This window comes from Arthrobacter sp. ISL-5 (genome assembly GCF_018613835.1).
GTDB lineage: Bacteria > Actinomycetota > Actinomycetes > Actinomycetales > Micrococcaceae > Arthrobacter.
Genome location: NZ_JAGGPM010000035.1, coordinates 29583 through 51440, shown reverse-complemented (window position 1 = coordinate 51440; position 21858 = coordinate 29583). Strand labels below are relative to the sequence as shown.

The 21858-nt window shown below is 66.8% G+C and carries 18 protein-coding genes; 13 read left to right on the top strand and 5 right to left on the bottom strand.

All coding sequences use genetic code 11. The annotated features are described in order from the left end of the window. Position 1: 1 nt before the first annotated feature. Both J7I89_RS19060 and glyA read right to left on the bottom strand, forming a co-directional pair. Complete coding sequence (locus J7I89_RS19060; RefSeq protein ID WP_214973495.1) at positions 2-895, bottom strand: bifunctional methylenetetrahydrofolate dehydrogenase/methenyltetrahydrofolate cyclohydrolase; 894 nt, start codon at positions 893-895, stop codon at positions 2-4. An 8-nt stretch (positions 896-903) separates the two neighbouring features. After that, positions 904-2211, bottom strand: a complete 1308-nt coding sequence (gene glyA, locus J7I89_RS19055) for a serine hydroxymethyltransferase (protein ID WP_214973488.1) — start codon at positions 2209-2211, stop codon at positions 904-906. Positions 2212-2515: 304 nt separating this feature from the next. Here glyA and purU point away from each other — a divergent pair, with 304 nt between their 5' ends. The 3 genes from purU (at position 2516) to J7I89_RS19040 (ending at position 4447) form a co-directional block, all read left to right on the top strand. Beyond that, positions 2516-3376: a formyltetrahydrofolate deformylase gene (purU, locus tag J7I89_RS19050; RefSeq protein ID WP_214973487.1), complete on the top strand. Its 861-nt coding sequence runs from the start codon at positions 2516-2518 to the stop codon at positions 3374-3376. Positions 3377-3462: 86 nt separating this feature from the next. Beyond that, positions 3463-3822, top strand: a complete 360-nt coding sequence (locus tag J7I89_RS19045; protein ID WP_214973486.1) for a class I SAM-dependent methyltransferase — start codon at positions 3463-3465, stop codon at positions 3820-3822. 103 nt (positions 3823-3925) lie between these two features. Further along, complete coding sequence (locus J7I89_RS19040; protein ID WP_214973485.1) at positions 3926-4447, top strand: gamma carbonic anhydrase family protein; 522 nt, start codon at positions 3926-3928, stop codon at positions 4445-4447. A 1-nt stretch (position 4448) separates the two neighbouring features. On the opposite strand, the gene J7I89_RS19035 is transcribed toward J7I89_RS19040, so the two are convergent. Next, positions 4449-6179 (bottom strand): NAD(P)/FAD-dependent oxidoreductase, encoded by a 1731-nt coding sequence (locus J7I89_RS19035; protein WP_214973484.1) that lies wholly within the window; start codon positions 6177-6179, stop codon positions 4449-4451. Then, positions 6176-7720 (bottom strand): amino acid permease, encoded by a 1545-nt coding sequence (locus tag J7I89_RS19030; protein WP_214973483.1) that lies wholly within the window; start codon positions 7718-7720, stop codon positions 6176-6178. The genes J7I89_RS19035 and J7I89_RS19030 overlap by 4 nt, the downstream gene beginning before the upstream one ends. 101 nt (positions 7721-7821) lie before the next feature. Between J7I89_RS19030 and alr the strand changes: the two genes are divergently transcribed. Together alr and J7I89_RS19020 are read left to right on the top strand one after the other, a co-directional pair. Continuing rightward, on the top strand, positions 7822-9036 hold the full coding sequence (gene alr, locus J7I89_RS19025; protein WP_214973482.1) for an alanine racemase: 1215 nt from the start codon (positions 7822-7824) through the stop codon (positions 9034-9036). Further along, on the top strand, positions 9026-10666 hold the full coding sequence (locus tag J7I89_RS19020; protein WP_214973481.1) for a PucR family transcriptional regulator: 1641 nt from the start codon (positions 9026-9028) through the stop codon (positions 10664-10666). The genes alr and J7I89_RS19020 overlap by 11 nt, the downstream gene beginning before the upstream one ends. On the opposite strand, the gene J7I89_RS19015 is transcribed toward J7I89_RS19020, so the two are convergent. Next, on the bottom strand, positions 10615-11442 hold the full coding sequence (locus J7I89_RS19015; protein WP_214973811.1) for a nitrilase-related carbon-nitrogen hydrolase: 828 nt from the start codon (positions 11440-11442) through the stop codon (positions 10615-10617). The genes J7I89_RS19020 and J7I89_RS19015 overlap by 52 nt on opposite strands. 203 nt (positions 11443-11645) lie before the next feature. On the opposite strand from J7I89_RS19015, the gene J7I89_RS19010 reads away from it, so the two are divergent. From J7I89_RS19010 to J7I89_RS18975, 8 genes are all read left to right on the top strand, one after another. Further along, complete coding sequence (locus tag J7I89_RS19010; RefSeq protein ID WP_214973480.1) at positions 11646-12836, top strand: ROK family transcriptional regulator; 1191 nt, start codon at positions 11646-11648, stop codon at positions 12834-12836. A 130-nt stretch (positions 12837-12966) separates the two neighbouring features. Continuing rightward, a complete protein-coding gene (gene mmsA / locus J7I89_RS19005) occupies positions 12967-14523 on the top strand; it encodes a multiple monosaccharide ABC transporter ATP-binding protein (RefSeq protein WP_214973478.1) in 1557 nt (518 codons plus the stop codon). A gap of 44 nt (positions 14524-14567) precedes the next feature. Then, on the top strand, positions 14568-15845 hold the full coding sequence (gene mmsB, locus J7I89_RS19000; RefSeq protein WP_214973476.1) for a multiple monosaccharide ABC transporter permease: 1278 nt from the start codon (positions 14568-14570) through the stop codon (positions 15843-15845). Between the two features lie 53 nt (positions 15846-15898). Beyond that, positions 15899-16999: a sugar-binding protein gene (locus tag J7I89_RS18995; protein ID WP_214973475.1), complete on the top strand. Its 1101-nt coding sequence runs from the start codon at positions 15899-15901 to the stop codon at positions 16997-16999. A 220-nt stretch (positions 17000-17219) separates the two neighbouring features. Next, positions 17220-18668, top strand: coding sequence for an ABC transporter permease (locus J7I89_RS18990; protein ID WP_214973474.1), 1449 nt, complete (start codon positions 17220-17222; stop codon positions 18666-18668). Between the two features lie 2 nt (positions 18669-18670). Then, complete coding sequence (locus tag J7I89_RS18985; protein WP_214973471.1) at positions 18671-19378, top strand: ABC transporter ATP-binding protein; 708 nt, start codon at positions 18671-18673, stop codon at positions 19376-19378. A 192-nt stretch (positions 19379-19570) separates the two neighbouring features. Further along, positions 19571-20641, top strand: a complete 1071-nt coding sequence (locus tag J7I89_RS18980) for a Gfo/Idh/MocA family protein (RefSeq protein ID WP_214973470.1) — start codon at positions 19571-19573, stop codon at positions 20639-20641. Between the two features lie 133 nt (positions 20642-20774). After that, the gene (locus J7I89_RS18975; RefSeq protein WP_214973469.1) at positions 20775-21857 is read left to right on the top strand and encodes a hypothetical protein; all 1083 of its coding nucleotides are present in this window, start codon (positions 20775-20777) and stop codon (positions 21855-21857) included. Position 21858 lies beyond the last annotated feature (1 nt).

The following is a 21858-nucleotide window of genomic DNA, read 5'->3' as shown; positions in this document are numbered from 1 at the left end:
CCTAGGCCAGGCCCGCTTTGCGTTCCGCGGCTTCGACCACGTTGGTCATAAGCAGCGCCACGGTCATGGGGCCGACGCCACCGGGGTTCGGCGAAATCCAGCCGGCCACCTCGGCAGCGGCGGGATCAATGTCGCCCTGGACCTTGCTCTTTCCCGTCTCGGGGTCCGTTTCACGGGTGACACCGACGTCGAGCAAGGCAGCGCCGGGCTTCACGTCCGCAGCCTTGACGATGTGCTTGGCACCCGCCGCGCCCACAATGACGTCCGCCTGCCGCAGCAGCTCCGAGAGGTTCTTGGTGCCGGTGTGAGTGAGCGTCACAGTGGCGTTCACGGCCCGTCGGGTGAGCAGCAGGCCGATCGAGCGGCCGATCGTGACGCCGCGGCCGACCACCACGACGTGCTTGCCCGCGAGGCTGTAGCCGTTGCGCTCCAGGAGCTCGATGACGCCGCGGGGCGTGCACGGCAGCGGCGAGGTGATCTCGCCGTTGACGTTGAGCACCAGCCGGCCAAGGTTGGTCGGGTGCAGGCCGTCGGCATCCTTGGCGGGGTCGATCCGCTCGAGGATGGCGTCGGTGTCCAGGTGCTTGGGCAGCGGCAGCTGCACGATGTAACCGTGGCAGGCGGGGTCCGCATTGAGTTCGTCAATGAGGGCCTCAACCTGGGCCTGGGTGGCATCCGCCGGAAGCTCACGCTGGATCGAGTTCATCCCGATCTCCACAGACTGCTTGTGCTTCATGGACACGTACAGCTGCGACGCCGGGTCTGCGCCCACGAGCACGGTGGCAATCCCAGGGGTGACGCCGCGGGCCTTTAGGGCCGCGACACGCTCAGCCAGCTCGGATTTGATGGCGGCAGCGGCTGCCTTGCCATCAAGGATCTTCGCGGTCTGCGCCATGGATGGGTTCACCACTGCTCGTGCTGCGGGTACAGCGGGAAGTCGGCGGCGAGCTTGTCCACGCGGGCCTGCAGGGCTTCGACGTCGGTGCCGGAGCCGGCCTTCAGCGCGGTGGCGATGATCTCCGCGACCTCGGTGAATTCCCGCGCGCCGAAGCCGCGGGTAGCCAGCGCAGGGGTACCGATGCGCAGGCCGGAGGTGACCATCGGCGGGCGGGGGTCGAACGGCACGGCGTTGCGGTTGACGGTGATGCCCACGGAGTGCAGGAGGTCTTCGGCCTGCTGGCCGTCCAGCTGCGAGTTGCGCAGGTCCACCAGGACCAGGTGCACGTCGGTGCCGCCGGTGAGGACGGAGACGCCGGCCTCGGCAACATCGGACTGGTTGAGGCGGTCGGCGATGATCTTGGCGCCTTCGAGGACGCGCTCCTGGCGCTCCTTGAACTCCGCGGTGCCGGCGATCTTGAAGGCCACGGCCTTCGCCGCGATGACGTGCATGAGCGGGCCGCCCTGCTGTCCCGGGAAGACGTTGGAGTTGAGCTTCTTGGCCCACTCCTGCTTGGCCAGGATCACACCGGAGCGCGGGCCGGCGAGGGTCTTGTGCACGGTGGAGGTGACGACGTCGGAGTGCGGCACCGGGCTCGGGTGCAGGCCTGCTGCCACGAGGCCGGCGAAGTGCGCCATGTCGGTCCAGAGGAGGGCGCCCACTTCATCGGCGATGGAGCGGAAGGCGGCGAAGTCGAGGTGGCGCGGGTAGGCGGACCAGCCGGCGATGATCACCTGCGGCTTTTCGGCGATGGCCTGTTCGCGCAGCTTGTCCATGTCGATGCGGAAGTTGTCCTGCTCAACCTGGTAGGCAGCCACCTTGTAGAGCTTGCCGGAGAAGTTGAGCTTCATGCCGTGGGTGAGGTGGCCGCCGTGCGCGAGGGACAGGCCGAGGATCTTGTCACCGGGGGTGATCATGGCGGAGAGTGCGGCGGCGTTGGCCTGCGCGCCGGAGTGCGGCTGGACGTTGGCGTATTCCGCACCGAACAGGGCCTTGACGCGGTCGATTGCGAGCTGCTCGGCGATGTCGACGTACTCGCAGCCGCCGTAGTAGCGGCGGCCCGGGTAGCCCTCGGCGTACTTGTTGGTCAGGACCGAGCCCTGGGCTTCCATCACGGCGCGCGGCGCGAAGTTTTCGGAGGCGATCATTTCCAGGGTGCCGCGCTGGCGGCCGAGCTCCTGGTCCAGGACTGCGGCGATCTCGGGATCGAGCTCAGCCAGCGGCTGGTTGCTGACGGTGGAGGAAGTGCTGACGGAAGTCGGTGAAGTAGTCACGAGGAACTCCTGGCTAGGGATGGGCGCTGCTAAGGTCAGGCTACCGGCTGCGGGCGTTGCTCCGCCCCTTGATGACAAGTCCAAGGACCGGTCCCGGACACTAGTCCGCAAGGGCGCTGCAACGCACCGGGGAAACGCGCACTTGGGGAAGCGCAGCGCTCTGCCGGCATAACATGACCCTCGGCCCAGGCGTACGATCCGTGGTCTTCGTGAATGCCGCTCCCTGGTGGTTAGCCACCCAACGCCAGTTGCGACCCCCTTAGACTACCAAATACCCGGCGTGCGCGCGGGTAGGCTGTTCTTCGTGATTGATGAGCAGCTCGCCAAAGCGTACGTAGTAACTCTGTCCTGCCCCGACCGCCCCGGGATCGTCCACGCCGTGGCCGGCGCCCTGCTGGTGGCCGGCTGCAATATTACGGACTCGCAGCAGTACGGCAGCCAGTCCACCGGCACGTTCTTCATGCGCGTGGAAGCCACCACCGCCGCTTCCCGGGCCGAGGTCCAGGCCGCCCTGGAGCCGGTGGCCGAGGCGTTCGGCATGCAGTGGAGCCTCCACCCGGTGGGCCAGAAGGTCCGCACGCTGCTCATGGCCAGCAAATCCGCACACTGCCTCAACGACCTCCTGTTCCTGCAGCGCTCCGGCACCCTGCCCATCGAGGTCCCTGCGATCGTCTCCAACCACCGCGACCTCGCCGGACTGGCCGAGTTCTACGGCATTCCGTTCCACTACATCCCGGTCACCGCGGACACGAAGGTGCAGGCCGAGGACCAACTGCGGAAGATCATCGCTGAGGAAGGCATCGAACTGACAGTGCTGGCGCGCTACATGCAGATCATCTCCGACGATCTGTGCGCTGAACTGACCGGCAAGGCCATCAACATCCACCATTCCTTCCTGCCGTCCTTCAAGGGTGCGAAGCCCTACCACCAGGCCCACGCCCGCGGAGTGAAGCTGATCGGCGCCACCGCGCATTACGTCACCGCGGCACTGGACGAAGGCCCCATCATCGAGCAGGAAGTGATCCGCGTGGACCACGCGCGCACTCCGCAGCAGTTTGTCCAGATGGGCCGCGATGTGGAAGGCCGCACGCTCGCCCAGGCGGTGCAGTGGCATGCCGAGCACCGGGTGCTGCTGGACGGCAACCGGACCGTCGTCTTTAACTGAGCCGCCCCTGAGCCGGTCATCATCTGATCCGGCCCTGCCGCACCGGCTTCCAACCCGGGCTGTATTAACTGAGACTGGTTAATACGATGACCTTGCTCACGGAAACCTCGCTGGAAGCTTTCATCGCGCTGCTCAAGGCGCAGGGGCGCCGCGCCGTGCTGGAGGTGTGCTGCGGCCCGGGCGACGACGGAATCAGGTTCGTCCGGGCGGGTATCCATTACACGGGCGTGGATCCTTTCGACGGGAACGTCCGCTACGCCGTTTCCCGCCGGCTGAGCGTCTCGGTGGCGGAGCCCGCACGCCTGCCGTTTGCGGACAATGTCTTTCCGGCCGTTTGGGCGGTGCAGGCATTGGCGGGGCTCACCGCCGAGGAGGCGGACGACGTCGTGCGTGAACTCGAGCGGGTGGCAGAGCCAGGCGCGCCGATCGCCGTCGTCCTCCCCTGACGTCCGCCCCACCCAACTAGGTAGCAGCTCGCGCCGTTCTGAGCCCTGAAAACGACGCGAGCTGCTACCCAGTTGGGGGTGGAGGTGTCCTAGGCTTGGGGGCATGGCTCCCATCTACTCTTTCGCCGGCGACACCCCGGACATCCATCCCTCAGTTTTCGTGGCGCCGACGGCGTCCGTCATCGGCCGGGCCACGCTCGCCGAGGACGCGAGCGCCTTTTACGGTGTTTCGGTGCGGGCGGACACGGCAGCGATCACCGTCGGCGCCGGCAGCAACCTGCAGGACAACGTGGTGCTGCATGCCGACCCGGGCTTCCCCTGCAGCGTCGGGGCCCGGGTCAGCGTCGGGCACAGCGCCGTCGTGCACGGCTGCACCGTCGAGGATGACTGCCTCATCGGCATGAGCGCCACCATCCTCAACGGCGCGGTGATCGGCGCCGGCTCGCTCGTGGCGGCCGGCGCCGTCGTGCTGGAAGGCACGGTGGTTCCGCCGCGCTCCCTCGTGGCCGGGGTCCCCGCCAAGGTGCGCCGGGAACTCACCGATGAGGAGTTCGACGGCGTGAAGCGCAACGCGGCACACTACCGCGAGCTCGCGCAGGCACACCGCGAGGTCCACGCGGCCTGACCTAGTCCAGACTGATGGGTCCCAGCGCGTCGAGCAGGTCACCGGGGCCGGGGTTCGCGGCGGCGGACGACCCGCCGAGGTGGTTCACGACGCCCCACACCGCATTCAGGCCCGTGGTCACGGCGCCCTCGGCCCAGCCGGCGGTGAAGGAAACGTCGTCGCCGGCGAGGAAGATGCCGCGCTGGCCTTCCGGCAGGTGGTCCTGCTTGAAATGGGTGAAGAGGCGCTGCTGGTAGCGGTAGTGCCCGGGCAGGTTTGCCTTGAAGGCGCCCATGAAGTTGGGGTCCGCTTCCCAGGAGACCGTGATGGGCTGGCCCACGATGTGGCTGGCGATGTCCACGCCCGGATAGATCTGCTCGAGCGAGTGCAGCATGAGCTCCACCCGCTGGTCGGCGTCGAGGGCGAGCCACTTCAGCGCGTCATCGTTCCACGTGTAGGACAGCAGGATCACCGCTGGCTGGTCCGGGCCGTTATCCAGGAGATAGGTGGCGCGGTTGAGCCGGTCGGTCAGGGTCATGGACAGCACCTCGCGGCCGGTTTCCGGGTCGATGTCCTTCCAGAACGGCCGGTCCACCATGACGAACGTCTTGGAGGACTGCATGTAGTGCGAGCGTTCGATCGCCGTCCACAGCTCCGCGGGGAACAGCGCCTCCTCGGTGTGGATTCGCGTGGACAGCAGCCACGACTGGCAGGTGGTGACCACTGCCGGGTAGGACGATTCGCGGCCCCACCGCTCGCGGAGGCGCAGGTCGCCGTTGGCGTCCCGGCTGATCCGGTCCACTGCTCCCCGCGGGGAGCCGGAGTGCAGGGACGCCAGAGACGTCCCTTCCGGCCAGTGGGCCATGCCCGACGGCGCGTGGTGCCACAGTGCCTCCGGGAGCCGTTGCGCTCCCCCGGCGATGAGGCGGTGCTGGTCATCGGCGTCGGTATATACGACGCGCAGGATCTCAAGGATGGAGTTGGGGAAGTCCGTGTCCCAGCCGCCGGTGCCGAAGCCCACCTGGCCGAACGCCTCGCGGTGGGCAAAGCCCGCTTCCTTGAAGGACTCGCTGCCGGCAATGAAGCCGTAGAACGTCTGTTCGTCCAGCAGCGGCAGGAGTTCATTCCAGAGGTTCTTGATCCGGGCGGTGTCCCGTGCCCGGATGGCGTCCTGCATCTCGCTGAACCTGGCGCCGTCGTTCACGGCAGCCTTCCAGGCTTCGGCCACTTCGCGGAAGAACGGCGGAAGGTCGGCGGAGGTGGTCGCGTAGTGTTTCTCCCCGGCGAGCTCGATCACCGTGCTGGACGTTGCGGGCGCCAGCGGGTTGGGGAACTCCTGGGTGTCGAGTCCCAGCAGGTCGACGTAGTGGTAGAACGCCTTGCCGGATACCGGGAAACGCATGCCGCCCAGGTCTGCCACCACGCCGGGGGCCGACGGGAAGCTCGCCGTGCGCAGGCGGCCGCCGATCTGGTCAGCCTCGTAGACGACAGGCCGCAGCCCCAGCTTCATGAGCTCGTAGGCCGTGACCAGCCCGGACAGACCCGCACCCACCACCGCGACTTCGGTTCCGTACAGTTCCGGCGGAAGGGAACCCAGCCCGTCCGGGTGGGACAGGTAATGGTCATAGCTGAACGGGAAGTCCGGATTCAGCATGGTGATGGGGGCAAGGTCCGCCGTGCCGGCGGCCGCCGGTGAAGGTCCAGTCGAGGTGCTGGACGGATCGAAGGCCGGAAGTTCGGTAGCGATGGTCATGAAAGGTCTGCCTTTGACGGTTCGGGGACTGACGGAGTGCTGGAAAGTTCACGGCTGGATAGTTCACGGTATTCCTCCTGGCTGAGCGCGGCCACCCTTGAATGGCGGCGCCCGTAGCCGAAGTAGGCTGCGAGCCCCACGAGCATCCAGATCCCGAAGGTCACCCACGTGTCGGCACCGAGGTTGGCCATCAGGTACGCGCACATCAGCGCGCCCAGGATGGGGGTCAGCGGGAACAGGGGGACGCGGAAGGTCCGCTTGAGTTCCGGGCGGGTGCGGCGCAGGTAGATGACGGCGACGTTCACCAGGGCGAAGGCGAAGAGCGTGCCGATGCTCGTGGCATCGGCCAGGGCGCCCAGGGGAACCAGGCCGGCCGTCAGGGCCACGAGCACGCCGACGATCAGGGTGCCGGCAACAGGGGTGCCGGTCCTCTTGGAGACGCGGCCGAAGACCTTGGGAATGAGGCCGTCGCGGGCCATGGAGAGAAGGATGCGGGTCTGCCCGTACAGGACGGTCAGCACGATGCTGGCGATGGCAAGGACTGCACCCACGGCGAAGACCAGGGCGATCCAGGGCTGCCCGGTGGTTTCCTCGAGGATCTTGACGAGGGCTGCTTCGTTGCCGTCGAACCATCCCCAGGGACGGGCGCCGACAGCGGCGACGGCTACCAGGACGTAGATGGTCGTGACGATCAGCATGGAGATCATGATGGCGCGGGGCAGGTCCCGCTTGGGGTTGCGGGCTTCCTCACCGGCGGTGGAGGCGGCGTCGAAGCCGATGTAGGAGAAGAAGACGCTGGAGGCGGCGGCGGAAACGCCGGCAGCCCCCATGGGCAGGAGAGGCTCGAAGTTGCCGGCGTTGAAGGCAGTGAAGGCCACGGCGCAGAAGAAGATCAGGATTCCAACCTTCACCACAACGATGGCGGTGTTGACCCAGGCGCTTTCCTTGGCACCGCGCACCAGCAGGATCATGGCCAGCAGGACAATGACCATGGCCGGGATGTTCATGATGCCGCCCCCGTCACCGGGCGGCTGGGAGATGGCATCCGGCAGGACTTGGCCGAACACCGCGAGCGTCTCGTTGACGTATTGTCCGGCCCCGACGGCGACGGCCGCCACCGAGACGGCGTACTCCAGCACGAGGCACCAGCCGCAGATCCAGGCCATGCCCTCACCCAGGGTGGCATAGCTGTAGGAATAGCTGGAGCCCGCCACCGGCACCAGGCCGGCCATCTCGGCGTAGGACACCGCGGAGAGCAGGGCCGCGAAGCCGGCGATGGCGAAGGAGATCCAGATGGCGGGCCCGGCCAGCGGAACCGATTCGCCCAGGATCACCAGGATGCCGGTTCCCAGGGTGGCGCCTACGCTGATCATCGTCAGCTGCATGACGCCGAAGCTGCGGACCAGGCGGGTTCCGCCGTGGCCTGTTTCGGCTTCATTGACCATCTGTCCGATTGGCTTGCGGCGCAGCAGCTGCGCGGCCAGGCCGGGCCGGCCGGCCGGCGCTGCCGGCCGCTGTTCTGTGTACGTGGGCACAGTCATCGTTGACGTCCGTTCGTGAGTAGTTGTCGATTCCCCTCACCTCAGACTAGGCGTGTGAGCCACCTCTCACCGGTGTGCAAAATGACCTATAGTGTTATGGCATGAGACGTAATGCACAACAGACAGGCACTGCAAGCGCGGTGCTTTCCGGCCAGGTCAGCGTTGATCTGTCCGCGATTTCCGACAATGTCCGGGCCCTCCGGGCACTTACTTCCGCAGCGCATTTCATGGCCGTGGTGAAAGGCAACGCCTACGGCCACGGGCTCGTGGACGTGGCGCAGGCAGCCCTTGCGGCCGGCGCCGACTGGCTCGGGACCGCCCAGCTCACCGAGGCCCTCGCCTTGCGCCGCGCCGGCATCACAGCCCCGGTTCTGTCCTGGCTGTACCTCGCCACGGCGTCCAGCGACATGATCCGCGAAGCGGTGGACAACGACGTCGACATGTCGCTCGGCAGCACCGCCCAGCTGGATGTGGTGGCGGGCATTGCCCGGTCGCTGGGACGGCCGGCTGCTGTCCACCTCGAGCTGGACAGCGGCCTGAGCCGGGGCGGCGCACGGGCCGAGGACTGGCCGGACCTCGTGGCCGCCGCACGCGTGGCCGAGGTTGCCGGAACCCTTACCGTGAGAGGCGTCTGGACCCACCTGGCCTGGGCCGATGTTCCCGCCCACCCGGGCAACGCCGCGGCCGTGGCGGTGTTCGAGGAAGCCGTCCGCCAGGCCCGGGAAGCCGGACTGGACCCGCAGCTGAGGCATGTTTCCAGTTCCGCCAACATCCTGGACCGCCCCGAATTTGCGTTCGACATGGTCCGGGCGGGCCTGGCCATCTACGGCCTGGCCCCGGCCGACCACCTTGATCCGGCGGATTACGGGCTTCGCCCGGCCCTGACAGTGACGGCTCCCGTGGTGCTGGTGAAGAAAGTCCCGGCGGGAACCGGGGTGAGCTATGAGCACCAGGCCATCACCCACGAGGCGCGGTTCCTGGGGCTGATCCCGCTCGGCTACGCGGACGGCATTCCGAAGGGCATTTCCGGCCGCAGCATCGTCCGGATCGGGGGCAGGCGGGTTCCCGTGATCGGCAAGGTGTGCATGGACCAGTTCATGGTGGACCTGGGGCCGGAATCGGGCGGCGTCTGCGTTGGCGACACAGCTGTCCTGTTCGGTGATCCGGGCACCGGTGCGGCCAGCGCGGACGAATGGGGCGCGGCGATCGGCAGCCACGGCGACGAAATCATCAACAGGATTGCCCCGCGCCTCCCCCGGGCCTACGAATGCCCGGATTACGAAGGTCCCCGGGACGGTGTGCCGCGTGTCGCCTGAGGCCACAACCGGCGCCGAGCGGCTGAGCGTCGTCACGCTGGAACAGTTCCTGGCGAAGTTGCCGCCGGAGTTGAAGGTGATTCACGACGGCGGCAACGGTTCCGGCCTGTTGCGGTGGGTGGAACCCAGCGAGCTGGAGGACCCGACCCCCTACCTGCTCGACGGCGAGTTCCTCCTCACAGCCGGGCTGCCTTTCGTGGGCGAGGCCGGCGACGCGGACCGGGTTGACGCCTACGTGCGGCGGCTGGTCCGGGCCCGGGTCGGGGCACTCGGATTCGGGCTGGAACCGTACTTCGACGCCGTGCCGGACACCTTGGTGGAGGCCTGCGTCAGGCACAACCTGACCCTCGTGGAGGTGCCCAGCACGGTTCCGTTCGCGGCGATCGGGCTCGAGTTCTCCCAGCTCCTGGAGTCGGACAACGCCAAATTGTTCCGGCACCTGGCGGACACCAACAGGCAGCTGATGCGTGCCGTCCTGTCCGCCCGGCCCGAGCACGAACTCCTGGCAGCGCTGACCCAGCGGGTCCCCGTGTGGGCCGTGCTGGTGGGCGCGGACGGACGGGTCCGCGCCCGGGCGGGCTCCGGCGTCGAGCTTCCCGCGCTCCAGCCGATCCTGGACCGCCTTCTGGGCGGGAGCGGGCCCCGGGTGGAAATGGACTCCTTCGACGTCGCGGGGTCGGCGCTGGTCTTCGGGCATCCGCTGCGCAGCACCCGCGATGCCAACCTTGGGGCGCTGGTCCTGGGTACCGACGCACCGCTGACTCCGGCGCAGAACAGCGTGGTGTCATCCGCCGTCGGCCTCCTGGAACTCCTGGTACGGCAGCGGACCAGCGGTTCCCTGGCGCCAAGCCAGCTGGCCACGGCACTGCTGCTCCACCCGGACAGCCTGGCCAGCGGCGGAACGCGGCACATCAACGGGCTCCGGGACCTGCTGGCCCAGAGCACCTCGTCCACCCGCACGGCCCCGCTTCGGGTGGTCCAGGGCATCAAGGCGGACCCGGCAACGTGGCCGGCCGGCGACAGCCCGGTGCGCGAGCTGCTGCAGTGGCGGCGGCTGTTCGACACCAAGCTCGTGGAAATCACCGACTACGGCTTCGCGGCCATCACCAGGCTGAAAGCGGACGATGCGTTGCTGGCCGAAATCGAAAAGCTCGGCTGGCGCCTGGTGATCGGCGATGCCACCGAACTGGCCGGCCTGAGCGGCGCCTACCAGCGCGTGACGTCCCTGCGCTCCCGCGTCCAGAGCACCGGCAAAAGTGCGCGGGTGGGCGAAGTCAGCTGGACCGTGACAGGGCTGCTGGGACGCGAGGCCGGCACCATGCTGGCGGGCCGGCTCCTGGAGCCGCTGCTCAGCCAGGACGCCGACCGCCGCCGCGCCCAGCTCTCGGTGCTGAAATCCTGGCTGGGCGAAAACGGCAACTGGGACGCCACGGCCAAGGTCCTCGGGCTGCACCGCAACAGCGTCCGGCGCCAGATCAACGCGGTGGCTGAGCTGCTGGACATGGACCTCAACGAGGCACAGGTGCGGGCCGAGCTGTGGATTGCGCTGCAGTACGTGGATGAGCTGCCGGAGGCGGCTCAGCCCCCGGCGGAGCCGTCCTCGGCCAGGCCGTCTTCCCAGGACCGGTAAACAGCGGGACGCCGGTCCTCGAGGTAGGGCACAACCGCCCTGGCGTTCCGGGCAGCGTCCGCGCTGACCTCGGCGAACAGCAGCTCCGGGCCGGTGCCCGCTGCCGCCAGCAGCGACCCGTCCGGAGCGGCGATGACGCTCCCGCCCAGGAACTGGCAGCCGTCCTCCGCGCCCGAATGGTTGGCGTAGGCCACCGTCAGCTGACTCTCCAGTGCCCGGGCGCGCAGGAGGACCTGGGGAACGGCGTCGAATCCGTGCGCCAGCGCGGTGGGAGCCAGGAGCAGTTCGGCGCCGCGGGCGGCGGCTGCGCGCACAATCTCGGGAAATTCCACGTCATAGCAAATGGCCAGCGACGCCCTGATACCGCCTAGATCGACGACGGCGGGGGCTGCTTCTGCGGGGCTGAACGCCTTGCGCTCCTCCGGCCCGAACAAGTGGACCTTGGCGTACGTGAGGAGCTCCTCCCCCCGATCGCCGAGAAGCGTCGCGGTGATCTGCCACTGCCCACCGGGCGTGACGGCCGGCAGGCTGTAGACCAGCGCGATCCGGTGACGGGCGGCGATTTCCGCCAACGTGCCGCAGATGTCCGGGATGAGGGCCGGATCCAGCTCCGTGCGGATCCGCAGCGGCGCATACCCCACGGGAAAGAGCTCGGGAGTCAGCAGCACGCCGGCTCCGGCTTCCGCGGCCTTCCGGGCGGCCTCGTCAATGGCCCGGCAGTTCCGTTCGATATCCAAAACAGCGGCGTTTGCCTGCAACAGTGCCAGCAGCACCATGATCACCTCGAGTCCTCGTGAACGCCCGCCCAACGCCGGGCCGTCTCCTCAGCGTATCCGCGGTGACAGCCGGGCGCGCCGGTGTATTTGCACCTGCCGGCCCGGCCTGCGGGACGGATCGTCCGGGGAGTCCAAAACCGCAAGCATGCTCCCGTTGCGTTAACTTCTTGACTACAAGGTGCGGATGGTGCAATCTTCATAGCATGCCCTCAACATCGCGCTCAACGAGGAGCCGAACCAAAAACCCCGGATCGCAGTCCGCGCTTAGGCACCTCAACCAGCAGCGGATCATCGAATGCCTGCTCAACGGCCCCTCCACCCAGGCGGAGCTCGCCCGGCAAACCGGACTGTCCACTGCAACGGTGTCCAACATCGTCAAAATCATGCAGGACTCCGGCCTGGCGTCCACCGAACCGATCACCAGCTCCGGGCGGCGGGCGCTGAACGTCCGCCTGAACAGCAACGGCGCCGTGGCCGTCGGCATCGACTTCGGCCGCAGGCACCTCCGCGTGGTGCTCGCCTCGCTCAGCTACCACATCATCGCCGAGGAATCCGTCCTGCTTCCGCTCGGGCACCATGCCGACCAAGGCATTGAGGCCGCCGTCACGCTGCTGGCCAAACTGCTCGCCGACAGCGGCGTGGAGCGCAGCGCCGTGGTGGGTGCCGGCGTCGGAATTCCCGGGCCCATCGACCGCCGGACGGGCACCGTGGCGCAGGGCGCCATCCTCCCCGAGTGGGTGGGCATCAACATCCTGGAGCACCTCGAGAACACCCTGCAGTTCCCCGTATTCATTGACAATGACGCCAATCTGGGGGCGCTGTCCGAGGTCACGTGGGGCCCGCACAGCGGCGTCAGCAACCTGATGTTCCTCAAGATCGGTTCGGGCATTGGCGCCGGCCTGATCCTCAACGGCGCCCCGTACTACGGCAGCGTGGGGATCACGGGCGAAATCGGCCACGCCACAATCCATGAACACGGCCTGATCTGCCGCTGCGGCAACAGGGGCTGCCTCGAGACCATCGCCTCCACCACCACCATGATCGAACTGCTGAGCCGGGGCGAGGAACGGCCGCTGACGCCCGCGGACATTGTCCGCAAGGCGCTGGCACGGGACTCCGCGACGCTGCGTGTCGTGGATGACGCCGGGCTGGCGGTGGGCCGGGCGCTGGGCAATGTGGCCAACCTGATCAACCCGGAAGTGATCGTGGTGGGCGGTCCGCTTGCCGGACTGGGCGAGCTTCTGCTGGACCCCGTCCGCCGGGGTCTCGTGCGGCATGCAGTGCCCGTCATCGGGGAAACCACGACCCTGACAATGTCCTCTTTGGGCGACCGTGCCGAGGCCCTGGGCGCCGCAGCCCTGGTCTTCCAACATGCCGGAATCCGGCGCTCGTAAGCTTTTCGTTATGTGCCTGTTGCGTTAAAGACTTGACGACAAGGGTTGTGATCCAGTTTACTTTTTCATCAGACGGCCCTGCGGATTGCAGGGCGGACAACGAAGTCACGCATTGGAGGCGTAAGGGCAAATGACGTCCCTCGACACGCAAGGCGATCCGGTAATCCTCGAGATGCGTTCCATCACCAAGGAATTCCCCGGCGTTAAAGCATTGGCCGATGTGAACCTCCGGGTGAAGGCCGGCGAGATCCACGCGATCTGCGGGGAGAACGGCGCAGGAAAGTCCACCTTGATGAAGGTCCTCTCGGGTGTCTACCCGTACGGCACCTACACGGGCGACATCGTGTACCAGGCCGAGGTCCAGCAGTTCAAGGACATCCGGGCCAGCGAGCATGCGGGCATCGTGATCATCCACCAGGAACTCGCGCTGATCCCGGAACTGTCCATCACCGAGAACATCTTCCTGGGCAACGAGCCCGTCAAGCGGGGCGTGATCGACTGGGCCGAGGCCCGCACCCGGACCCGCGAGCTGCTCGCCCGGGTGGGATTGCGGGAGAACCCGGATACCCCCGTGAAGGAAATCGGCGTCGGCAAGCAGCAGCTCGTGGAGATCGCCAAGGCACTGAGCAAGTCGGTAAAACTGCTGATTCTGGACGAGCCCACGGCCGCCCTCAACGAATCCGATTCCCAGCACCTGCTGGACCTCATGCTGGGGCTCAAGGGCCGCGGCATCACGTCCATCATCATTTCCCACAAGCTCAACGAGATCGAACAGATCGCGGATTCCATCACCATCATCCGCGACGGCAAGTCCATTGAGACCCTCGATGTGAAGGCCGACGGCGTTGACGAGGACCGCATCATCAAGGGCATGGTGGGGCGCACGCTGGAGTCCCGGTTCCCGGACCACGAGCCCAAAATCGGCGAGGTGCTGTTCGAGGTCAAGAACTGGACCGTCGGGCATCCGCAGGTGCAGGACCGCCTGGTCTGCAAAGGCTCCAACTTCTTCGTCCGCCGCGGCGAGATCGTGGGCTTCGCCGGGCTCATGGGAGCCGGCCGCACCGAACTTGCACGCTCCGTGTTCGGCCGTTCCTACGGCCGGTTCATCACCGGCAGCATCTACAAGAACGGCAAGGAACTCCACCTCAAGAGCGTCAAGCAGGCCATCGACGCCGGCCTCGGCTACGTCACCGAAGACCGGAAGTCACTGGGCCTGAACCTCCTGGATGACATCAAGACCACCACCGTCTCAGCGGCGCTGCACAAGATCAGCAAGCACTTCGTGGTGGATGCCAACAAGGAATTCACGGTGGCCGAGCAGTACCGCAAGTCGCTGCGGACCAAGACGCCGTCAGTGGAGGAAGGCGTGGCCAAGCTTTCCGGCGGCAACCAGCAGAAGGTGGTCCTGGCCAAGTGGATGTTCACGGATCCTGACCTGTTGATCCTGGACGAACCCACCCGCGGCATCGACGTCGGCGCCAAGTACGAGATCTACGGCATCATCCAGCAGCTGGCCAACCAGGGCAAGGCCGTCATCGTCATCTCCTCCGAACTCCCTGAGCTGCTCGGCCTGTCCGACCGCATCTACACCATCTTCGAAGGCGCCATCACCGGCGTCGTGGACAAGGACGAAGCCAGCCAGGAAAGCCTCATGAAACTTATGACTTCCGCCCGAAAAACCGCCTGACCCTCTGGAATCCTCCAGAACCTTCCAGAACAAGGACTGACACAATGAACGCGCTCAAGAAGCTCTTTGGCGGCAACACCCGCCAATTCGGCATGATCTTCGCCCTGGTTGCACTGATCGTTTTCTTCCAAATCGCCACCGAGGGCCGCACCCTCACCCCCGGCAACGTCATCAACCTCTTCAACGGCAACTCCTACATCCTGATCCTGGCCATCGGCATGGTGCTGGTCATCATCGCCGGGCACATCGACCTCTCGGTCGGCTCCGTGGCGGCGTTCGTCGGCGTGACGGTGGCGCTGGCCATCAGGGACTGGGGTATCCCCTGGTGGGCGGGCATTCTGCTCGGACTTGCGCTTGGAGCCCTGATCGGCGTCTGGCAAGGGTTCTGGACGGCGTACGTGGGAATCCCCGCGTTCATCGTGACGCTCGCCGGCATGCTGCTGTTCCGCGGATTCAACCAGTTCGTCGGCAAGTCCAACACCATCCCCGTCCCCGCGGACTTCCAGTACATCGGCTCCGGCTACCTTCCCGAGGTGGGCCCGAACACCGGCTTCAACAACCTCACACTGCTGCTCGGCCTGCTGGGCGTCGCCTTCGTGGTCTTCAGTGAACTCCGCTCCCGCCGCACCGCCAAGGCGCTCGGCGCCGAGGTTCCCGAGGGGTGGGTGGTCGTCACCAAGCTGGTGCTGATCTGCGGCGCCATCCTCTACGCGACGTACCTCTTCGCCACGGGCCGCCCCGGGACCTCCTTCCCGATCCCCGGCCTCATCCTGGCCGTGCTGGTCCTGATCTACGGCTTCATCTCCTCCAAGACCGTCGTGGGCCGCCACGTCTATGCAGTGGGCGGAAACCGCCACGCTGCAGAGCTCTCCGGCGTCCAGTCCAAGAAGGTCAACTTCCTGGTCATGATGAACATGGCCATCCTTTCCGGCCTGGCCGGCATGATCTTCGTCGGCCGGTCCACTGCCTCCGGCCCGTTCGACGGCGTGGGCTGGGAACTGGACGCCATCGCAGCCGTGTTCATCGGCGGCGCCGCCGTGACCGGCGGCGTGGGCACCGTGATCGGCTCGATCGTCGGCGGCCTGGTGATGGCCGTGCTGAACAACGGCCTGCAGCTGCTCGGCGTCGGCGCCGACCTCACCCAGATCATCAAGGGCCTGGTCCTGCTGATCGCCGTGGCCTTCGACGTCTACAACAAGTCCCAGGGCAAGAGGTCCATCATCGGCATGCTGACCCAGAGCTTCAACCGCCCCACCGGAGGCACACCGCTCCAGCCGGACGAGGTCACCTCGACCAAAGCAACCATCTCCCGGGAGTCCTGAGCACGCACCTCTCCCGGATGCATTTCCCACCCCTATAGAAAGTGAACCAAGCAATGCGAATGATTGGTAAAGCAGGAAAGGCGGCAGCAATCGCCGCCATTGCGGCACTGGCGCTGACAGCCTGCGGCCGTACCGACTCCGGTACAACGGGCGGTGGCACCGCGGGCGGCGAGGCATTCCCCAAGGACTCCTCGATCGGCGTCGCACTCCCCCAGAAGACCAGCGAAAACTGGGTCCTGGCGGAGAAGCTGTTCAACGACGGCCTCAAGGAGGCCGGCTTCAAGGCGGACGTTCAGTTCGCCAACGGCGGCGTCTCGGAGCAGCAGAACCAGATCAGCGCCATGATCACCAAGGGCGCCAAGGTCATCATCGTAGGTGCCATCGACGGCGCCCAGCTCGGCACCCAGCTCAAGCAGGCTAAGGACGCCGGCGCGACCATCATCGCGTACGACCGTCTCCTGCTGAACACCGAGAACGTGGACTACTACGTGGCCTACGACAACTTCAAGGTGGGCGAGCTTCAGGGCCAGGCACTCCTCGAGGGCATGAAGGCCAAGAAGCCCGAAGGCCCGTACAACATCGAACTCTTCGCCGGTTCCCCCGACGACGCCAACGCGAAGGTCTTCTTCGACGGCGCCATGAAGGTGCTCCAGCCGAAGATCGACGACGACACCCTCAAGGTGCTCTCACGCCAGACCTCATTCGAACAGGCCGTCACCCAGGGCTGGAAGGCAGAAAACGCCCAGCGCCGCGCCGACACCCTGCTCAGCGGCTCCTATGGCAGCGCTCCGCTGGACGGCGTCCTGTCCCCGAATGATCTGTTGGCACGCGCTATCCTGACCGCAGTCAAGGCTGCCGGCAAACCGGTCCCGGTGATCACCGGCCAGGACTCGGAAGTCGAGTCGGTCAAGTCCATCATGGCGGGTGAGCAGTACTCCACCATCAACAAGGACACCCGCAAGCTCGTCGAGCACTCGATCACCATGGTCAAGGACATCCAGGCCGGCAAGAAGCCTGAGATCAACGACGACAAGTCCTACAACAACAAGGTCAAGACCGTTCCGGCCTACCTGCTGGAGCCGGTCATCGTGACCAAGGAAAACGTCAAGACGGCCTACGTGGACGATCCGGTACTCGGACCGATCACCAAGTAGCGTTCCAGACGCCAACATCCAAGAGCCCCGGCTCCCCCGCGAGGGAGGGCCGGGGCTCTTGGCGTCTTGGGCCTGTTTCTCCGGGGCGTTTCTCCGGGGCCTGTTTCTCCGGGGCCTTCACAGCGCAAACATAGCTTGGGCCGGTTTCCTACACAGCAGCGGGCAGCAATGTGGGATCCGAAGCCGGCCATTCCGCCGGCACGTGATCCCAAGGAGTGCAGTGAGCGTCCTCGCCCGAAGTGTAGGCAATGCCTTTAGAAACAAGGTCAGAACGGCGGCCGTGGTGGCCGTGCTGGCCGTAGCGATCGGACTCGCGCTGGCCATGCTCGTGGCCAACCAGGCCGTGGGAGCCAAAGTCCAGGAGCTGAACGCTTCGGTGGGGACCGTCCTGACGGTCAACCCGGCCGGCGGCCAGGGATTCGAAGGCGGCGGCGAGCCGCTGAGCTCCGAGCAGGCGGCGACCGCCGCCGGCGTTCCCAACGTGACCGCCGTCGTCGGAACAAAGGCCCTGCGTCTCCGCAACGCCGCCGAAGCGGCCGCGCAGGCGGCAGCCGGCCAGGCAGGCGGCCCGGGCGGCGGCCAGGGCGGTCCGGGCGGACAGTCCACCACGACGCTCACCACCAGCCTCACCGCCGCCGTCGACGCCGGAACCCTCGGCAACCGCAACCAGGCCAGTGAAGGAACCACCGGCGCAACCGGCACCACGCAGCCGGCGCGGACCCTGCCGATCACGGCCACCGGCATCGGCGCTGAAGTGGACAGCGCCGGCAAGGCCCTCGAGCTGACGGAGGGCACCGGCCTCGGCGACTACACCGCGGACTCCACCAAGGCCCTGCTCGGCACCACGCTCGCCGAAAAGAACAACCTCAAGGTCGGCTCCACGTTCACCATCAACAGCAAGACCTTCACCGTGGCCGGCCTGTTCGACGCCGGAACCACGTTCGGCAACAACGCCCTGTACGTCACCCTCCCGGCGGCCCAGACCCTGGCCGAGCTGCCCGGCGAGCTCTCCACCATGATTGTCACGGTCAACAGCATGGAGAACGTCGACTCCACCAAGACCGCCCTCCAGGCCGCGCTCGGCACCGACAAAGCCGATGTCACCCAGGGCCAGCGCAACCTCGAAACCGCCGTCAGCTCGCTGGACAGCGTCAAGAACATCTCCCTGGTTGCGTTCGTCGCGGCGCTGGGCACGGCCGGACTGATCATCCTGCTGATCATGGTCATGCTGGTCCGCGAGCGCCGCCGCGAAATCGGCGTGCTGAAGGCCATCGGCGCACCGAACCTGACCATCGGCCTGCAGTTCGTGCTCGAGGCCCTGGTCCTGGTGGCGCTCGGCAGCGTCGTCGGCGCGGCGATCGCGTCATTCGCCAGCGGCGGCATCGCCTCCGCGCTGGTCAGCTCGAGCACCAGCACGACGACGGCCGCCACCGGCCAGCGCGGCCCCGGACTCGCTGGCGCTGCCGGCGGCTTCCCCGGCGGCGTTCCAGGCCAGGGCGGACCCTTGGGCGGCGCCTCCCAGCTGCTCACCTCCGTCACGGCGAGTGCGTCCCCCGGCGTCATTGCCGCCGGCATCGCCGCGGTGTTCGGCGTCGCCATCATCGGTGCGCTGGTTCCGGCGCTGCTGACCGCCCGCATCCGTCCTATCGAAGTCCTCCGAGGAGAATAGCCATGATTGAAGTCAAGAACCTCGTCCGCGCCTTCAAGTCCGGCGACCGCACCATCAAGCCCGTCAATGACGTCAGCTTCGAGCTGGAACAGGGCACGCTGGCGTCCATCGTGGGCAAGAGCGGCAGCGGCAAGAGTACCCTGCTGTCCCTCTTGGGCGCGCTGGACAAACCCACCAGCGGAGACGTCGTCGTCAACGGCGTAAGCCTGGCGGGCATGCCGGACGGCAAGCTGACCGAATACCGGCGCCGCGACATCGGCTTCGTGTTCCAGCAGTTCAACCTGATCCCCAACCTGTCCGCCCTGGACAACGTCATGCTTCCGATGGAGTTCGCCGGAATGCGGAAGTCCGCCCGGGCCCAGCGGGCACGGGAATTGCTCGAGCAGGTGCAGCTCGACCCGGACAAGCACGTGCGGCGCATCAACCGGCTCTCGGGCGGCGAGCAGCAGCGGGTCGCCATTGCCCGGGCGCTGGCCAACGAGCCCAAGCTGATCCTGGCCGATGAGCCCACGGGCAACCTGGACGAGCAGACCGGCGAGCACATCATCGAGCTGCTCAGTTCGCTCAGCCGGGACCACAACACCACCATCCTGGTGGTCACGCACGACCGCTCGCTCGCCAACAAGACGGACCGCCGGTTCAGGCTGCAGCAGGGCAAACTGACGGAAGAGCCTGCCCGCAACCGCGCTGCAGTGCCGGCGGCGGTGTAGGTTCACGCGGCGGGCTGTGCGGGAGGTCCCAACCCTCCCGCACCTCCCGCCGCCCAATTCCCCAACGCTCTCTCACTTCCTACCGGCAATTCCCCAACGCTCTCTCACTACCGGCGGAAAATATTCGGACGCTCTCTCACTTCCTACAGGAAATTCCCCAACGCTCTCTCACTCGGGTGAGAGGATGGCGTCATGACGTCGCCTATCGCCAAGCCGTGGCTGTTCAGCCAGCCCAATCAGGATCCCCGAGCCGCCACCGGAGACCCGCTGAAGTGGGGAATCATCGCCACGGGGCGCATCGCTTCACTCGTTTCACGGGATCTGGCGCTGCTTGCCGACGCAGAGCTTTACGCCGTCAGCTCCCGCAAGCAGCACACCGCTGACGCGTTCGCCGCCGAGTTCGGCTTCACCACGGCGTACGGGGACGACGGCGGCCGGGAAGGTTACGAGCGGCTCCTCGCCGACGATTCCGTGGACGTCGTCTATGTGGCCACCCCCCACGCCCAACACCACCAGATGGTGCTGGCGGCCCTCAACGCCGGAAAGCACGTCCTTTGCGAGAAGGCCTTCACCATCAATGCCCGCGAGGCAGCCAATCTGGTTGCAGTGGCCCGCGAAAAAAATCTCTTCCTCATGGAAGCCGTTTGGAGCCGCTTCCTCCCCAGCATGCAGCGGGCATTCGAGATCGCCGGTTCCGGCGAACTGGGGACCGTGCAGTGGGTCACTGCCGACTTGGGGTTCCCCGCGCCGTACTCCCCGACCGCCCGACTCTGGGCCGTCAAGGACGGCGGCGGGGCACTCCTCGATCTGACTGTCTACCCGCTGCTGTGGGCACTGGGCACCTTGGGGTTCCCGCAGGCGGTCAGTGCCATGGGCACGCTCAATGACGACGGCGTCGATGCCCAGAATGCGCTGACGCTCGGCTACCATGACGGCGCACAGGCGCAGCTCACGTCGTCATTGCTGGCGTACGGCCCGCGGGCTGCGACGGTTGCCGGCAGCCTTGGCTACCTGCAGTCGCTCGGCTCCATCAACAATCCCAGGCAGCTCGTGATCGGAATCGGCCGGGAGGCTCCCCGGACCGAGCACTTCGAGGTTGCCGGCCAAGGCTACAGCTACGAACTTCGTGAGGTAACGAGGTGCATCCAGCAGGGCCTGACGGAGAGCCCGGTCATGCCGCTGGAAGACTCCGTGAACACCATGCGGCTGTTCGACGGCGTCCGCGCCCAGCTGGGCGTCAGTTATCCGAATGATGCCCACTGACGCTCTCCGGGGGCCTCGCCGCGGCTTTATCGATTCGAGAGATTTGATCTCTCTGGGTCTGGACTCTCGGTTTGCAGCAGGCTTAGGCTCTAAAGGATCGTCGAATTATTCGGTGACTGGGGGGTGTTAGAGCATGGCCAATGCTGGGTTGTCCTGGTCTGCGCTCCGCCCCCTGCGCTCGGTCTTCCTGGCTGGAGCCGCCGCCATGGCGTGGCTGGCTTTCTCAGCACCGGCCGCCGACGCAAACAATCCGCATGATCAGTCTTCCCTTCTTGGCGGAATTGCTTCGACGGTGTCCTCCGTCGGCAACGGCGTGGGCAACGCCGTGGGCAACGTGGCCGGCGGAGCGTCCGCAGCCCATGCCCCGGACCATTCCGCCGCCCCGCAACCGGCACGCGTTCCTGCGCCGCACGCCGAGCCCGTGAACGCCGTGCCGGTGAACACCGAGCCCGTGGCGGCGCCCATCACTGCTAAGCCTGAGACCGTGCTTGTGCCAGTCGTTACCGAGATCACCGGGCCGGTGGACACAGTCCTCGGCGAGCTGCCAGCGCCTGGCGTCCTTCCCCCGGACCCCGCGGCTTCCGTGACAGACCCAGTCGTTGCCCTGGCGGACACAGCGGTTGCTGACATCGCCGAAACCGTTGTTCAACCCGTGACGGACACGCTGCCCATTGACCTGCCGGTCGAGCCACTTTCAGACCTCCTGACAGGTACGCCGCCCCTGATTACTCCCGTTGTCACGCCAATTACCGACGTCCTGGACGTCCTCGACGACGTCGCGGCGGTAACTGATCGGGTTCCGGCACCGCCTGCTCCCGGGAATGCTCCCCTGGCCAGGACTGGCGGCACAGGTGTTGGCGCGGCATACTCCCCGGCAGCTTCCCTTTTGGCCGCCACCGGTGCCAGCCGAGCGCCCGCGTCTTATTCGGGCGCTTCGGGTTCCTCGGGCTCCGGCGACAGTCCGGGGTCTTCCACTGCTCCCCCCGCCGGCAAAGGGTCGTCAGCGGACGAAGGCCCGCCGTCTCCCGAAGCCCTGCTTCCGGCTGCGCCCTCAGGTTCGGGCAGCGGACAGTCCTCGGGCGGCCCGGCGCCATCGGCAGCCTGGCTGACCAGCCCTTTTGAGTACCTCCCCCTTACCGGCATTGTCCCGGTGAGCGGACCCCTTCAGCACATCCCCTCGCCGGTGGCCATTGACCCCGGCTCTTCTCCTGACTAGT

Excerpts from the sequence above, each read along its gene's own strand:
- J7I89_RS19060 (WP_214973495.1), bottom strand. The coding sequence starts at position 895 with ATGGCGCAGACCGCGAAGATCCTTGATGGCAAGGCAGCCGCTGCCGCC.
- J7I89_RS19045 (WP_214973486.1), top strand. The coding sequence starts at position 3,463 with ATGACCTTGCTCACGGAAACCTCGCTGGAAGCTTTCATCGCGCTGCTC.
- J7I89_RS19040 (WP_214973485.1), top strand. The coding sequence starts at position 3,926 with ATGGCTCCCATCTACTCTTTCGCCGGCGACACCCCGGACATCCATCCC.
- J7I89_RS19035 (WP_214973484.1), bottom strand. The coding sequence starts at position 6,179 with ATGACCATCGCTACCGAACTTCCGGCCTTCGATCCGTCCAGCACCTCG.
- J7I89_RS19030 (WP_214973483.1), bottom strand. The coding sequence starts at position 7,720 with ATGACTGTGCCCACGTACACAGAACAGCGGCCGGCAGCGCCGGCCGGC.
- alr (WP_214973482.1), top strand. The coding sequence starts at position 7,822 with ATGAGACGTAATGCACAACAGACAGGCACTGCAAGCGCGGTGCTTTCC.
- J7I89_RS19015 (WP_214973811.1), bottom strand. The coding sequence starts at position 11,442 with ATGGTGCTGCTGGCACTGTTGCAGGCAAACGCCGCTGTTTTGGATATC.
- J7I89_RS19010 (WP_214973480.1), top strand. The coding sequence starts at position 11,646 with ATGCCCTCAACATCGCGCTCAACGAGGAGCCGAACCAAAAACCCCGGA.
- mmsA (WP_214973478.1), top strand. The coding sequence starts at position 12,967 with ATGACGTCCCTCGACACGCAAGGCGATCCGGTAATCCTCGAGATGCGT.
- mmsB (WP_214973476.1), top strand. The coding sequence starts at position 14,568 with ATGAACGCGCTCAAGAAGCTCTTTGGCGGCAACACCCGCCAATTCGGC.
- J7I89_RS18995 (WP_214973475.1), top strand. The coding sequence starts at position 15,899 with ATGCGAATGATTGGTAAAGCAGGAAAGGCGGCAGCAATCGCCGCCATT.
- J7I89_RS18985 (WP_214973471.1), top strand. The coding sequence starts at position 18,671 with ATGATTGAAGTCAAGAACCTCGTCCGCGCCTTCAAGTCCGGCGACCGC.
- J7I89_RS18980 (WP_214973470.1), top strand. The coding sequence starts at position 19,571 with ATGACGTCGCCTATCGCCAAGCCGTGGCTGTTCAGCCAGCCCAATCAG.
- J7I89_RS18975 (WP_214973469.1), top strand. The coding sequence starts at position 20,775 with ATGGCCAATGCTGGGTTGTCCTGGTCTGCGCTCCGCCCCCTGCGCTCG.